The following is a 13,321-nucleotide window of genomic DNA, read 5'->3' as shown; positions in this document are numbered from 1 at the left end:
AGTAATGATTAATTTTGAAGATCGTGTTGGTCCCGACTTTGGCGCTAACGCGCCAAACTACCCGGAGTGGGAATTTCCGCAATGGCTTGAGGACGCAAAATTTGGCATCTTTGTGCACTGGGGCCTGTACTCCGTGCCGGCCTGGGCCGAGACGGGCCATGCGTCGATGCCGGTGGAGGATGCCTACCGCGACCACCAGTACGCCGAGTGGTACGGCAACACCGTCCGACTGGACGGCAGCAGTGCCCAGAAATACCAGCGGTCCACCTTTGGTGCCGGCAGCAGCTACGAAGACTTGGCCGATGTGTGGAAAGCAGAGTCGTTCGACGCCGCTGGCTGCATTGACCTCTTCCGCCGCGCCGGAGCCAAATACGTGGTGCCCACCACCAAGCACCACGACGGGTTTTGCCTGTGGAACACGGACACGACACCCTTCAACAGTGCCGTGCGCGGCCCCAAGCGTGACCTGGTCGAGGAATTCGCCACGGCGTCGCGGGGCGCCGGGCTGAGATTTGGCTGCTACTTTTCCGGCGCCCTGGACTGGCACGTCAGCGACTTCCCGGCCATCAACTCTGATCCCGACATCTTCAGGCTGCGCCGCAAGGACGAACATTTTGCCCGTTATTCGTACGGGCAGGTGCACGAGCTGGTGGAGCGGTTCGCGCCCGACATCCTGTGGAACGACATTGAATGGCCGGATGCCGGCAAGTCCAACGCCGAGTTCGGCCTGGCGGCCCTGTTCGATGAATACCGGGCGGCCGTGCCGGACGGAATAGTCAACGACCGCTGGGGCGTCCCCTCCCACGGCTACCTAACCCGCGAGTACAGCGACATTGGCGGCCTGAGCGGCCAGCACTGGGAAAGCTGCCGCGGACTGGGCCGCTCATTTGGCTTCAACCAACAGGAAACTGACGCCGATGTCCTCAGCGTGCCGGAGCTGGTCCACCACCTGGTCTCCGTTGTCTCACGCAACGGCAACTTCCTGCTCAACATTGGCCTGGCCGCTGACGGAACCGTCCCCGAACGCTACCGCCAACGCCTGCTTGGCCTGGGCCAATGGTTGAGCATCAATGGCGAAGCCATTTACGGCACCCGGCCCTGGCAGGGGACCATGGCGCCGGAACAACAGGCGCACTATGCAGTGACGGTCGGGGCCGGCGCCAGCTACCTGTCGGTCCTCACCCCCGGAGCCGAGCTTCCCTCGGCGCCGCTGGACACCTCCGGTGGCGTATGGCTGGGTGCGGCGGAGAACGGCACCGGCGGCGTCCGAGTGCCGGCAGCCCTGGCCGCCGAGCCCGTCGCGGTGCTGCGCATTCCGCACCCGGCTTCCGGAGAAACACCGGCATGAGTGAATCATGGATTGGGGTGGACATCGGCGGCACCAAAATTGCTGCAGGGATAGTTAATGGGCAGGGGGCGGTGCTGGCGCGTTCGCAGCGCCCCACGCCCCACGGTGAAGTGGCCATTGCCGACGCCGTGGCCGCACTGGTCCTTCAGCTTTCGCCCAACGTCGCCGGGACACTCGTGGGAATTGCGGTCCCAGGCTACGTCTCGATCGACCACAGGACCGTGTCCTACGCGGCCAACCTGGATCTTGACAACACGAAGTTGGCGGACCTGATCGAGGCCAGGCTCGACGTTGCGTGCCTGGTCATCAACGACGCAAACGCCGCGTTGTGGGCCGAGCACAAGTTCGGTGCGGCTCAGACCGTGCAGGACGCAGCCATGGTGACGGTGGGAACCGGGATCGGCGGCGGCCTGTTGGTGAACGGCAAATTGGTGGTCGGAGCGCACGGCTGGGCCGGGGAAATCGGCCACATGGTGGTCGAGCCGGGCGGTCGCCCGTGCGGCTGCGGCAGCCGCGGCTGCCTGGACAGGTATGCCAGCGGCAGCGCCTTGGCCACTGAGGCCCGGACCAGCGAAGACTTTGCCGTTATCGCCCACTGGCTCGGGTTTGGCCTGAGCCAGGTCTCCATGCTGTTGGATCCGGACCTCATTGTGCTCGGAGGGGGAGTCAGCTCGGCCGGTGCCGCCTTGGCCGAACCCACCCGGGAACGACTGGCTCAACTGCTGGCCGAGCACGGGCGCCACGCCACACCTCAGGTTGTCCCCGCCCAGCTGGGGCCCGATGCAGGGTTCATTGGGGCTGCCGCCTACGCCTCGGACCACGTCGGCAAACGCGGGATGGACGGCATCGGCGTCGGCGCCAGCGCCAGCTAGCAATGCAAACCACCAGACTTTTCGATTGGAGAACACAATGATGAAACCCAACGTTGTAATTGTCCTGGCGGACGACCTAGGCTGGGGTGACCTGTCGTGTTACGGGGCCACGCGAATCCACACGCCGAACCTTGACGCCCTGGCTGCACGAGGCGTCCGCTTCACCGATTCACATGCGTCGTCCGCCGTCTGCACGCCGAGCCGGTACAGCCTTCTCACGGGGTCCTACCCGTGGCGGAGCCCGCTGAAGAGCGGGGTGCTGGGCGGCCTTGACCCGGCCATCATAGCGGTCGATGCGCCCACACTGCCGCGGGACTTCCACGACGCAGGCTACCGCACCGGGGCGTTTGGAAAGTGGCACCTGGGCCTGGGCTGGACCGACCTGGACGGCTCCACCCGGGATGCCTTCAGCCCCGGCTTCGCCGCCGAAATGCAAGGTCACGGTCGGGACATTGACTACAACGTCCCGTTCCGGGGCGGCCCCACCGCGCTTGGCTTTGAAACGTACTTTGGCATTGCCGGGTCCCTGGACATGCCACCGTACTGCTTCCTCGACCAGGACAGGGCAGTCGGGGTGCCGCTGGAGGAAAAGACGCGACTGGTCACCTCCCAGCGCCCCGGCCTGCAAAGTCCGGGCTGGCAGGACGACGCCGTCGACACCACCGTGGTTGCGCGGGCCGCGGATTGGATCCGCGCCCAGCGCGGCGGCGGGGAACCGTTCTTCGCCTACGTGGCCACGGCCGCCCCGCACCGGCCCTGCGTGCCCCCGGAATTTGTCCGTGGGACTACCGAGGCCGGGCCCCGTGGCGACGGGGTTGCGCTGGTCGACTGGATGGTCGGGGAGCTGGTCGGCGCCCTGGGCGAGGCCCTTGAGAACACTGTCTTCGTGTTCACCTCGGACAACGGGGCGCCCACCATGTTCCCGGACGATGGCGACGTGGTGGTCCACCGCCCCAACGGGCACTGGCGGGGCCAAAAAGCGGACGCCTGGGAGGCCGGCCACCGCGTGCCGCTCATTGTGGCAGGCCCCGGCATTGCCGCGAACAAGGTGTGCGATGAACTGGTCAGCCTGATGGACATCCGGGCCACGCTGGCCGAACACACTGCAGAGCCTGCCGGAGTCCGCGGCGGCGCCGAAGCTGTTTGGAGGGTCGGCGACGGGACGTCCTTTGCGCCCCTGCTGCGCCGCGAATCGGCCGACGCCGGCGTTGCCCGGGTGCTGGGCCACCAGGCATATGACGGCACCTTGGTGTTGCGCAGCGGTTCCGGGAAGGCCATCTTTGGAACCGGGTCGGGCGGCTTTTCCGAACCGGTCGGCAAGCCCGACGACACCGGGAACGGGCCCGGACAGTTCTTTGACCTGGCCGATGACCCGACGGAGACGACAAACCTATGGCCCAACAGGGCAGGCCAGGCGCTGGACATGATTGAAACATTTGAACGCACCACTGGATTCATTCGAGGAACACGATGACTGAACAAACCACCACCCCACCCCCCGACCCGTCCGAGGTGTGGTGCCCGCCGCTGGCACCGGTGGTCGAGGGCGGGCTGGCCCGGCCGCGCATCGGCATCGCCGGAATCTCCATTGAATCCAGCACGTTCTCCCCGCACATCAGCGGCACGGAGGCGTTCACGGTGCGCCGCGGCGTGGACCTCCTGGCCTACTACCCGTTCCTGGATGAAGGACGCGAACTGCGCTCCGCAGCTGAGTGGGTGCCGCTCATGCACGCCCGGTCCCTGCCGGGAGGCGCCGTGGACCCGGAGCTGTACGTCGCGTTCCGCGACGAGATCATTGATCAGATCCGCAACGCCGGACCCCTGGACGCCTTGTTCTTCGACATCCATGGCGCCATGAGCGTGGTAGGCATGCAGGACGCCGAAGGCGACCTTGCCCGCCACGTGCGCCAGGCCCTCGGCGACGCCGCCCTGGTCTCCGCCTCGATGGACCTGCACGGCAACGTCTCCTTCGAGTTACTGGAAAACGTGGACCTGATCACCTGCTACCGCATGGCCCCGCACGAGGACGCCATGAACACGAAGGAGCGGGCCGTTTTCAACCTGTTGGGCAGGCTGCGCGCCGCGACGGGGGCGGATGTCCACAAACGCCGCCCGTCGAAGGCCTGGTTGCCGGTTCCCGTGCTGCTGCCCGGTGAAAAGACGAGCACCCGGATTAAACCTGCCAAGGGCATTTACGAGGAAATTCCGGCAGTCACCGAGCTCGACGGCGTCCTCGACGCGGCCATTTGGGTTGGCTATGCCTGGGCGGACGAGCCCCGGTGCCAGGCCTACGTCGTCGTGACCGGCGACGACGTAATGGTGATCCGAAGAGAAGCCGAGCGGCTGGGGCGCATGTACTGGGACGCGCGACGCGACTTTGCCTTTGTCGCCGAAACGGCCACGCTGGAGGAGGGGATCGCGGTGGCGATCGCCCCGGACGCCCCGCGCCCGTACTTCCTCTCCGACACCGGCGACAACCCGACTGCCGGCGGTGCGGGGGACGTAACGTGGACGCTGGCGCAGCTGCTGGCCAGCGAACCCCTTGCCGCCGCCGATGTGCGGCTGGTACACGCCTCCATCTTTGACGCCGAGGCCGTGGAACAGGCCGTCGCCGCAGGGGTCGGGGGCGCCGTGGACATGGAGGCCGGGGCCCGTATAGACCACAACGCGCACGGCCCGGTCCGGCTGCACGGCACCGTCTACTCCATCACCGACGGTGACCCCGTGGCCGGCATGCAGGCCGTCGTCAAGGTGGGCAATGTATTTGCGATCCTGACCGAGCGGCGCAAGCCATTCCACCACATCAGCGACTTCACCTGTTTAGGACTGGACCCGGCCGAATTTGACGTGGTCGTGGTGAAAATTGGCTACCTGGAGCCGGAACTCTTTGATGCGGCCGCCGGCTGGAAGCTGGCGCTGACGCCAGGAGGCGTTGACCAGGACCTGTTGCGCCTGGGCCACTCGCACCTGGCCGACGGCGTATTCCCGTTCTCGGAGGACGGCGGCGCACCGGCGCTGACCGCCACCGTGCACCGCCGGTGACCGCGCCTGCTGAAGCGGCCCGGCCGCCCCTGGATGGCTGGGCCGGGCTGGAAATTGCGGTCCAGGACGCCGCCGGGGCACGCGCCGCCGCTGCCGGGGGCGCGTCCCGGGTGGAACTGTGTACGGCACTGCGGATGGGCGGGCTGACGCCCTCGGACGGAATCGTGGAGGCCGTGCTGGCCGCAACAGGCGGGGCGGCCGGATTCGTGCAGGCCCTGGTGCGCTCCCGCGGCGGCGGATACGTGTACGACGCCGATGAGGTGGACACCATGTGCCGCGAAATCCGGCACCTGAAGGCTGCCGGCGCGCACGGCGTGGTGGTGGGGGCACTGACTGCCAAACGGACGATTGACCTGGCGGCGCTTGAGCAATGGATTGAGGCTGCGGACGGCCTGCCCGTGACGTTCCACCGCGCGCTTGACGCCTGTGCTGACCCGCTGGGGCAGCTCGCGCGACTTGCCGGAAGCGGAGTCGGCCGGGTCCTGACCTCGGGCGGTGCCGTCCGGAGCATTGACGGGCTGGCCGTGCTGGAGGCCATGGTGCGGCAACGGCCCGCCGGCGTCGAAATAATGGCCGGCGGCGGCGTCCGCATCCAGGACATTGGCGCCCTGGTGCGGGCCGGCGTGGACGCCGTCCATCTTTCGGCCCGGGTTCCCTTCGTGGACGCGCATCCGTCCGGGCCCGGCGGCGGGGCGCAGGAACTGGACTCCACGAGCGTTGAGTTGGTCGGCCGAGCCCGCCGGGCCCTCGAGGCACGATGACTGACCCAGCCGGCGGCCGGGGCCGCCCGCGAGGGCCTCGGAGCCTACCGGCCCTGACTGGATCCCGGCAGGCCCCGGGTCACCGGTGGCGCGTGTGGGCCTACTGTCCAGCGGGGCGCAGACGGAGGGCCTGCATGCCGCCATCGACCGCGATGGACGTACCGGTAGTGGAACCGGAGAGCGGGCTGGCCAGGTAGGCGACGGCGCCGGCCACCTCATCAGCGCTGACCAGGCGCCCGTGCGGTTGGCGGGCGTTCAGGGCCGAACGCTCCGCCACGGGGTCCTGGGCGGCGTCCATGAGCCGCCCAATCCACGGGGTGTCCGCGGTGCCCGGATTCACGCAGTTGACGCGAACCCCCTCACGGAGGTGGTCTGCGGCCATGGCCTGGGTCAGGGAGAGCACTGCGCCCTTCGTGGCGGAGTACAGTGCACGCTGGGGAAGTCCGGCAGTGGCCGCGATCGAGCAGGTGTTCACGATGGCTGCCGCCGGGGACTTGCGCAGGTGCGGCAGGGCTGCGCGGGCCACGCGGACCATGCCCACCACGTTGATGTCCCACACCCGGTGCCACTCAGCGTCGTCGTTGGACTCCACGGTGCCTTGGGCGCCGATGCCGGCGTTGTTGATTACGATGTCCACGCCGCCGAATGCTGCCACGGCGCCGTCGACGGCCGCTGTGACGGAGGCGTCGTCGGAGACGTCGCAAGAAAAGCCGAGCTGGCCCTCCGGAAGATTGCCGGGGGCCAGGTCCAGGACGGCCACGGACGCGCCCATGCTCTGCAGTTTCGCAGCGATCGCGGCGCCGATGCCGGAGGCGCCACCGGTGACAATGGCGGTGAGGTTTGACATTTCCTGGCTCATTTAAGCCTCCCGGGCAGTTTTGGCGGTTTGGGCAACATCGCTTCCGGCGGCGCGTGGGGCGGCGCGGAAGAATTCTTGGCGCTGGCGGCCTAGTCCGGCGATTTCCATTTCCACCACGTCGCCGTCCTGCAGATACGGGAAACGGCCGGAGAGGGCGACACCTTCGGGGGTGCCGGTGAGGACCACGTCGCCGGGTTCGAGGACCATGTATTGGCTCAGGTGGTGGATGACGGTGGGGATGTCGAAGATCAGGTCCGCGGTGTTGGAGTCCTGGCGCGGTTCGCCGTTGACCCAGCTCCTGAGCTGGAGGTTGTTGGCGTCCGCCTCGGCAGCGGGCACCAGCCACGGGCCCAGGGGCGTGGACTTGGGGAGTGATTTGCCCTTGGTCCATTGGCCGGCGGCGCCCGGAATCTGGTATGCCCGCTCCGAGAGGTCGTTGGCCACCAGGTAGCCGGCCACGGCGTCTGCGGCTTCTTCAACGCTGGCCAGGTAGCTGGCCTTGCTTCCAATGACCACGCCGAGCTCGACCTCCCAGTCATACTTGGCGGACAGCGGCGGGATGGGGGCGGCATCAAAGGGACCGGTGACGGTGTTGTTCGGCTTCAGGAACACCACCGGAATGGTCGGCGTCTGGGCCCCGGACTCCGCGGCATGCGCCGCGTAGTTCATGCCGATGCAAATCACGTTGTTGGGCCGGGCCACCGGGGAACCGACCCGCAGGGCGGCGGCACCCTCCAGCAGCGGGAGTTCGCCGCGCTTGACGGCCTTGCATAGCCTTGCGATGCCGCCACCGGACAGGAACTCGCCATCGATGTCAGGCGTGACGGGACGGGCATCATGGGTGCGCTCCACGCCGTCGGCTCCGGCGGCGATAACAACGGGGATTTCCAGCCCCGGCTCGCCAAGACGCGCAATCTTCATGGGAATCGTTCCTCTACTTTGACCGCCGCAGCGGCTGCCTGGGTCTGTGCAAGAGCCGCAAGCGGCACCTAACATCTGAGCTTTGTAGCCATTTTACTCATGGGTGTGCACATTTTCCGCATCCGCATCCACATTGACACGTAAAACATCGGATGTTTAACTTGGTTTAGTTTTTGCGTTTCCAGGACACACTTTCTTAGGAGCAGCCCATTGAGCACAGTCATCGCCGTGGAAACCAGCGACGTCCGGTTTCCCACGTCGCGGGAGTTGGACGGCTCCGACGCCATGAACCCCGACCCGGACTACTCCGCGGCGTACCTGCGCCTTGTCACTGACAGTACGGACGGCCGGGAGGGCCACGGCTTTGTCTTTACCATCGGCCGCGGCAACGATGTGGAAACGGCCGCCATCTCTGCGCTGGCCCCGTACCTGCTGGGCCGCAATGTTGAGGAGTTGCTGGCCAACATGGGCGCCACCTACATGGAGTTCATCAATGACTCGCAGCTGCGCTGGCTCGGCCCGGAAAAGGGCGTCATGCACATGGCCATTGGCGCCGTCACCAACGCACTCTGGGACCTGAAGGCCAAGCGCGCCGGCCTGCCGCTGTGGCAGCTGCTGGCACAGATGAGCCCGGAGGAAATCGTCGAGCTTGTGGACTTCCGCTACCTCAGCGACGCCCTGACCCGGGACGAGGCCCTGGCGATCCTGTGCGCAGCCGAGCCGGGACGGGCGGAGCGCACGGCCGCACTGCTGGCCGAAGGCTACCCCGGATACACCACAACCCCGGGCTGGCTGGGCTACTCCGATGAGAAACTGACCCGTCTGCTCCGCGAAGCGGTGGCCGACGGATTCAAGCAAATCAAGCTCAAGGTCGGAGCAGACCTGGCGGACGACGTGCGGCGGCTGCGGACGGCGAGGGCCGTCGTCGGGCCCGACTTCAAGATTGCCGTGGACGCAAACCAGCGCTGGGACGTGCCCCAGGCCATTGAATGGATCAGCCACCTCGCCCCGTTCGACATCGCCTGGGTTGAAGAGCCCACCAGCCCCGACGACATCCTGGGTCACGCCGCCATTGCCCGCGGAATCGCACCCATCCCCGTCGCCACCGGCGAGCACGTCCAAAACCGTGTTGTCTTCAAGCAGATGCTGCAGGCGCAATCACTGCAGGTCATGCAGATTGATGCTGCCCGCGTGGGCGGCGTCAACGAAAATATTGCCAACCTGCTCCTAGCCGCCAAGTTCGGCGTCCGCGTCTGCCCTCATGCCGGCGGGGTGGGACTATGCGAGGCCGTCCAGCACTTGTCGATGTTTGACCATGTGGCGGTGTCAGGCCACAAGGAAGACAGGATGATTGAATTTGTGGACCACTTGCACGAACACTTCATCACCCCGATCAATGTCCATGACGGCTGCTACTGGCCGCCGTCCGCGCCGGGGGCCGGCAGTGAAATGCATGCGGCGTCCATTGCCGAGTTCAGCTTCCCGCACGGCGGCTTCTGGCGTGAAGACGCCCAAACCCAGGCCGCGCTGCAACAACGATCGCCGTATACTGCCGGTGTGGCCTGCCCCTGAACATTTACCCACCAATGAAAGCGAACCCGCATGACCCAGAAAATCGCCCTGCACACACGGCTCAAGCCTGACAAGGAGGCCGAATACCACGCCATCCATGCGGCCATCAGCCCCGAGCTGGATGCGGCCCTGCGCGCTGCCGGCGTCACCGGCTGGAACATCTGGCGCAGCGGAAGGGACCTCTTTCACGTCGTTGAGGTGGCCGACTACCAGACCATGCGCAAAGAACTGGCCACAAACCCGGTCAACATCGCATGGCAGGCAGTCATGGCGGAGCTTTTGGAGGTTGAAGACGACTACTCCGGGGACGACATGGGACTGACAAAGGTGTGGGAACTGCCATGAGCGTGCCCGAACTGGGCAGGCTGGGATTCGGTGCTGCCGGCATCGGGAACCTTTACCGCGCCATGGACGACGCCGTTGCTGCCGCCACCGTGGTTGCCGGCTGGGACGCGGGCATCAGGTACTTTGACACCGCCCCCCACTATGGGCTGGGCTTGTCGGAGCGCCGACTAGGCGCCTTTTTGGCGTCGAAGCCGCGCGGCGAGTTTTTCATTTCCACCAAGGTCGGCCGCATCCTGGAACCCGTGGCCAACCCTGCCGGGGCGCGCGACGGTGAGGGCTTTGACGTGCCCGCGGACACCGTGCGCCGCTGGGACCCGTCAGAATCGGGCATCCGACGCAGCATCGAGGACTCCCTGGACCGGCTGGGCCTGGACCGCATCGACATCGCCTACCTGCACGACCCCGACGTCTACGACCTCTCCGCCGGGATCAGCCAGGCACTGCCGGCATTGGAGAAACTGCGCGACGAGGGTCTCATCGCCGCCATCGGGGTCGGTGCCAATTCCGCGGAAACCCTCGCGGCCTGCATCCGCGGGGCCGACCTTGACCTGGTCATGCTGGCGGGCCGGTACACCCTCCTGGAACAGCCCGCAGCGGCGGACCTGCTGCCGCTGTGCATTGAACGCGGCGTGGGGGTTGTCAACGTCGGCGTCTACAACTCCGGCCTGCTGGCCCGGCCCACCGTGCCCGAGAACGCCATGTACAACTACGCCCTGGCGCCAGAGCCAGTCCTGGCCCGGGCCAGGGCGTTGGCGGCCTGCTGCGCCGACTTTGGTGTTGAACTGCCGGCGGCGGCCCTCCAGTTCGCTGCGAACCACCCGGCCGTGCGCAATGTTATGGTCGGTGCCACCACGGCGGCACAAATCAGGCAAACAGCGCAACGCATGGAAGCAGACCTGCCGGCGGAACTATGGACGGAAATGGTCAGCCGCGGACTCCTCACGGAGGACCTGGCTCATGGCTGAGGCAGTCTTGCCCAGTCCGGGCAGGCTGGGCGCCGCCGCGCCGGCCGCCGCAATGGCGGGCGGGAGACGGGGGCACGGCGACGGCGTCGAACGCTTGGACGCGCACCTCCACCTGTGGACGCTGGGGGAGGGACGGTACCCCTGGCTGGGGCCGCAGCACGGTCAGCTATACCGAACATATCCGGTGCAGGAGGCGCGTGAAACGCTGGCTGCGGCAGGTGTCCGGCGCGCCATTTTGGTGCAGGCGGACGACACCGCCGCGGACACGGAGGCCATGCTGCTAAATGCCGCCCGTCATGACTGGATTGCCGGGGTGGTCGGCTGGCTACCGCTGGAGGATGCCGCTGCCGCCGCAGCCCTGCTGGAAAAGTGGCTGGTGCACCCCAAGTTTTGCGGTGTGCGCACCCTCGTCCATGACGACCCTCGGCCCGACGTGCTGACCCTGCCTGGGGTGCGTGAATCCTTGAGTCTGCTGGCTGCGGCCGGGATCCCCTTTGAGGTGCCGGATGCGTTCCCCCGGCATCTTGGTCAGGTTGCCGCGTTGGCCGCCGATCTGCCGGGGCTGACGGTGGTGGTGGACCACTTGGGCAAGCCGCCGCGGGCCGGGACCGAAGAAGAGTTTGCGCTGTGGGAGCAGCAGCTGCGTGCCGCGGCCGCGCTGCCGAATACTGTGGCAAAGCTGTCCGGCCTGCACTGCCCCGGCACCGACTTGTCCACGGCCGCGCTGGAGCGGCCGTGGACCGTGGCGCTGGAAGCCTTCGGGCCAAGCAGGCTCATGTATGGCGGGGACTGGCCGGTCAGCCTGCTGGGCCTGCCCTATGCGAACACCGTAGGAGTGTTGGGGCAACTCATTGAGTCGCTGAGCCCGGGCGAGGCCTCCGCCATCTGGCACCGGACGGCTGAAGCGACATACGCCCCATATGTTTAGGCAGTGTTCGTGTGTTCGTGTTGCCCGGGTTTGTCATGCTGACGTGTGCGGCGCCCACCATCACCGGACGGGCATCCGCAGGGCCGGCCACGACGCCGGTCCTGAGGATGCCGAGGGACCCGACCGGCGCAGCCGCCATTGTTAACTTCGCTTCGGTTTACAATACCTGGCGCAACCAGTGCTCAACGCCGCTGATGTGGACGGTGAGGAGGGCCTTGGCCAGTTCCCCGTCACCGCGTTCCAGGGCCTCGATGATGGCGGCGTGCTCGGAAAGCGTCCGGTCGACGGCCTTTTCCTGTGTCAGTCCGCGCCAGATGCGCGCGCGCACCGTGCCGCTGGAGAGGGCCTCCAACACACTGGTCAGGTAAGAGTTGTTGGCCGCAGTGGCAATGAGGCTGTGGAACACCAGGTCGTGCTCCACGAGTGACTCCAAGCCGTTATCCTCGCTGATGCCCTCCATGGTGGCGCGCAGGGCGGTGATTTGTTCGGCTGTGATCCGGCCCGCGGCCATGGCTGCGGCGGCCGGTTCTAGAATGCGCCGCACTTCAAAGATGTCTAGGATGGATTTGTCCTGGTGCAGGTCCACGATGAACGTCATGGCTTCGGTGAGCAGCTTGGGCTCCAGGCTGGTGACGTAGGTGCCGTCCCCGCGGCGCACGTCCAGCACCCGGATGATCTCCAGCGCCTTTACTGCTTCACGCAACGAGCTGCGGGACAGGCCAAGCTTTTCGCTCAGCTCCATTTCGGGGGGCAGCCGGTCTCCGGCGCGCAGTTCGCCGGAGATAATCATGTCCTTGATTTTGGTGATTGCTTCGTCGGTAACGGCCATACCCCAATTATATTGGTCGGATGTTTGGAATGGCTCGTGGACAGGCGCGGGCCCGAATTTTGTGGCGGCGTTTTGCGTCAGTTCTCGTATCGAGGGCCTCCTCATGACCGCAAAAGGAGGGTACGTGGGGTCATTGGCCACGCGGATCGTTCCGGAGCCGGTGATGTCTGCGGGCACCATTGCCGCGACGGCCAAGCGACCACCGAAAAATATGCCACGAAACGGACATGGCAACCCTGAGTGAAGAAACCTGCGTTCTGCAACCAGTCCGGTTTCTACGATACGAACGCCACGGGCTTTTCATGGCGCTGCAGTGGTACCAGCTCACCTGGGCTGCGCTCGGCACCCTCGTGGCTGTCATCGCCTCTACCATCGGGGGACCGGTGGCGTTCTTCCTGACCACCCCGATCCGGTTGGGCAACATGCTCTTTTTAGTTTTCTGCACTATGGCCGCATCCCGTGGTCGGCGTGGGCCTACACAGTGTCGATGTTCTTCCTGCGCTCCGTCCTCAACGAAACCCGGTGCCTCTAACGCCCAGAATCTGCAAGTTTGTGTGGATGGATGGAACAGCCCCTACCCAAATGTTAGAAAAGTCACTATTGTTAGCTTGTCGACAATCGACACCCGACAGTCGGCACCCCATGAAGAAGGTTGGATATGAGCAAGCTGGAGAAGATCTCCCTGAAAGACCGTCTTGCGACGGAGCTTCGGCGCAAGATTCTGGCGGGAGATCTTCCGTCGCACTCCCGCGTCACCGAGCAGGATCTCGCCGACGAGTACGGGGTCAGCCGCGCCGTGGTGCGGGAGACCATGCTGGTCCTTGAGCTCCAGGGGCTCATCGTGTCCACACCCTATAAGGGGTCCGAGGTCGCTTCGAT

13 protein-coding genes are annotated in these 13,321 nt (G+C 66.2%); 10 read left to right on the top strand and 3 right to left on the bottom strand.

Features of this window, described 5'->3' with window-relative positions; all coding sequences use genetic code 11:
• The first annotated feature begins 4 nt into the window (after positions 1 to 4).
• From QMG52_RS19245 to QMG52_RS19225, 5 genes are read left to right on the top strand one after another with little or no spacing between them, the layout of a single operon-like run.
• Positions 5 to 1,348 (top strand): alpha-L-fucosidase, encoded by a 1,344-nt coding sequence (locus QMG52_RS19245; RefSeq protein ID WP_283562036.1) that lies wholly within the window; start codon positions 5 to 7, stop codon positions 1,346 to 1,348.
• A complete protein-coding gene (locus QMG52_RS19240) occupies positions 1,345 to 2,220 on the top strand; it encodes an ROK family protein (RefSeq protein ID WP_283562035.1) in 876 nt (291 codons plus the stop codon). The genes QMG52_RS19245 and QMG52_RS19240 overlap by 4 nt, the downstream gene beginning before the upstream one ends.
• Positions 2,221 to 2,257: 37 nt before the next feature.
• The gene (locus QMG52_RS19235) at positions 2,258 to 3,694 is read left to right on the top strand and encodes a sulfatase family protein (RefSeq protein WP_283562034.1); all 1,437 of its coding nucleotides are present in this window, start codon (positions 2,258 to 2,260) and stop codon (positions 3,692 to 3,694) included.
• Positions 3,691 to 5,262 carry a M81 family metallopeptidase gene (locus tag QMG52_RS19230; RefSeq protein WP_283562033.1) on the top strand — a complete coding sequence of 524 codons (1,572 nt, stop codon included), beginning with the start codon at positions 3,691 to 3,693 and terminating at the stop codon, positions 5,260 to 5,262. The genes QMG52_RS19235 and QMG52_RS19230 overlap by 4 nt, the downstream gene beginning before the upstream one ends.
• Positions 5,259 to 6,023: a copper homeostasis protein CutC gene (locus QMG52_RS19225; protein ID WP_283562032.1), complete on the top strand. Its 765-nt coding sequence runs from the start codon at positions 5,259 to 5,261 to the stop codon at positions 6,021 to 6,023. The genes QMG52_RS19230 and QMG52_RS19225 overlap by 4 nt, the downstream gene beginning before the upstream one ends.
• 100 nt (positions 6,024 to 6,123) lie before the next feature.
• Here the strand turns inward: QMG52_RS19225 and QMG52_RS19220 are convergent, their stop codons facing one another.
• Both QMG52_RS19220 and QMG52_RS19215 read right to left on the bottom strand, forming a co-directional pair.
• Complete coding sequence (locus QMG52_RS19220; protein WP_283562031.1) at positions 6,124 to 6,870, bottom strand: SDR family NAD(P)-dependent oxidoreductase; 747 nt, start codon at positions 6,868 to 6,870, stop codon at positions 6,124 to 6,126.
• Positions 6,871 to 6,882: 12 nt separating this feature from the next.
• Positions 6,883 to 7,803: a fumarylacetoacetate hydrolase family protein gene (locus tag QMG52_RS19215; protein WP_283562030.1), complete on the bottom strand. Its 921-nt coding sequence runs from the start codon at positions 7,801 to 7,803 to the stop codon at positions 6,883 to 6,885.
• 210 nt (positions 7,804 to 8,013) lie between these two features.
• Here QMG52_RS19215 and QMG52_RS19210 point away from each other — a divergent pair, with 210 nt between their 5' ends.
• From QMG52_RS19210 to QMG52_RS19195, 4 genes are read left to right on the top strand one after another with little or no spacing between them, the layout of a single operon-like run.
• Positions 8,014 to 9,375 carry an L-fuconate dehydratase gene (locus QMG52_RS19210; protein ID WP_283562029.1) on the top strand — a complete coding sequence of 454 codons (1,362 nt, stop codon included), beginning with the start codon at positions 8,014 to 8,016 and terminating at the stop codon, positions 9,373 to 9,375.
• A gap of 30 nt (positions 9,376 to 9,405) precedes the next feature.
• Positions 9,406 to 9,720 (top strand): L-rhamnose mutarotase, encoded by a 315-nt coding sequence (locus tag QMG52_RS19205; protein WP_283562028.1) that lies wholly within the window; start codon positions 9,406 to 9,408, stop codon positions 9,718 to 9,720.
• Positions 9,717 to 10,685 (top strand): aldo/keto reductase, encoded by a 969-nt coding sequence (locus QMG52_RS19200; RefSeq protein WP_283562027.1) that lies wholly within the window; start codon positions 9,717 to 9,719, stop codon positions 10,683 to 10,685. Before QMG52_RS19205 ends, QMG52_RS19200 begins: the two co-directional genes overlap by 4 nt.
• Positions 10,678 to 11,613 (top strand): amidohydrolase family protein, encoded by a 936-nt coding sequence (locus QMG52_RS19195; protein ID WP_283562026.1) that lies wholly within the window; start codon positions 10,678 to 10,680, stop codon positions 11,611 to 11,613. The genes QMG52_RS19200 and QMG52_RS19195 overlap by 8 nt, the downstream gene beginning before the upstream one ends.
• A gap of 157 nt (positions 11,614 to 11,770) precedes the next feature.
• Here QMG52_RS19195 and QMG52_RS19190 read toward each other — a convergent pair whose 3' ends face one another.
• Positions 11,771 to 12,442, bottom strand: a complete 672-nt coding sequence (locus tag QMG52_RS19190; RefSeq protein ID WP_283562025.1) for a FadR/GntR family transcriptional regulator — start codon at positions 12,440 to 12,442, stop codon at positions 11,771 to 11,773.
• Positions 12,443 to 13,100: 658 nt separating this feature from the next.
• Between QMG52_RS19190 and QMG52_RS19185 the strand changes: the two genes are divergently transcribed.
• A partial coding sequence (locus QMG52_RS19185) for a GntR family transcriptional regulator (RefSeq protein WP_283562024.1) occupies positions 13,101 to 13,321 on the top strand: 221 nt, incomplete at its 3' end.

This window comes from Paenarthrobacter sp. PH39-S1, from assembly GCF_030063245.1.
Lineage (GTDB): Bacteria > Actinomycetota > Actinomycetes > Actinomycetales > Micrococcaceae > Arthrobacter_M.
Note: the sequence above shows the minus strand (reverse complement) of the source record. Positions and strands in the feature narration are given on the sequence as shown.

Bases quoted from the DNA above. Each gene is read 5' to 3' on its own strand.
- QMG52_RS19205 (WP_283562028.1), top strand. From the start codon at position 9,406: ATGACCCAGAAAATCGCCCTGCACACACGGCTCAAGCCTGACAAGGAG.
- QMG52_RS19200 (WP_283562027.1), top strand. From the start codon at position 9,717: ATGAGCGTGCCCGAACTGGGCAGGCTGGGATTCGGTGCTGCCGGCATC.
- QMG52_RS19190 (WP_283562025.1), bottom strand. From the start codon at position 12,442: ATGGCCGTTACCGACGAAGCAATCACCAAAATCAAGGACATGATTATC.
- QMG52_RS19215 (WP_283562030.1), bottom strand. From the start codon at position 7,803: ATGAAGATTGCGCGTCTTGGCGAGCCGGGGCTGGAAATCCCCGTTGTT.
- QMG52_RS19230 (WP_283562033.1), top strand. From the start codon at position 3,691: ATGACTGAACAAACCACCACCCCACCCCCCGACCCGTCCGAGGTGTGG.
- QMG52_RS19240 (WP_283562035.1), top strand. From the start codon at position 1,345: ATGAGTGAATCATGGATTGGGGTGGACATCGGCGGCACCAAAATTGCT.
- QMG52_RS19235 (WP_283562034.1), top strand. From the start codon at position 2,258: ATGATGAAACCCAACGTTGTAATTGTCCTGGCGGACGACCTAGGCTGG.
- QMG52_RS19245 (WP_283562036.1), top strand. From the start codon at position 5: ATGATTAATTTTGAAGATCGTGTTGGTCCCGACTTTGGCGCTAACGCG.
- QMG52_RS19195 (WP_283562026.1), top strand. From the start codon at position 10,678: ATGGCTGAGGCAGTCTTGCCCAGTCCGGGCAGGCTGGGCGCCGCCGCG.
- QMG52_RS19220 (WP_283562031.1), bottom strand. From the start codon at position 6,870: ATGTCAAACCTCACCGCCATTGTCACCGGTGGCGCCTCCGGCATCGGC.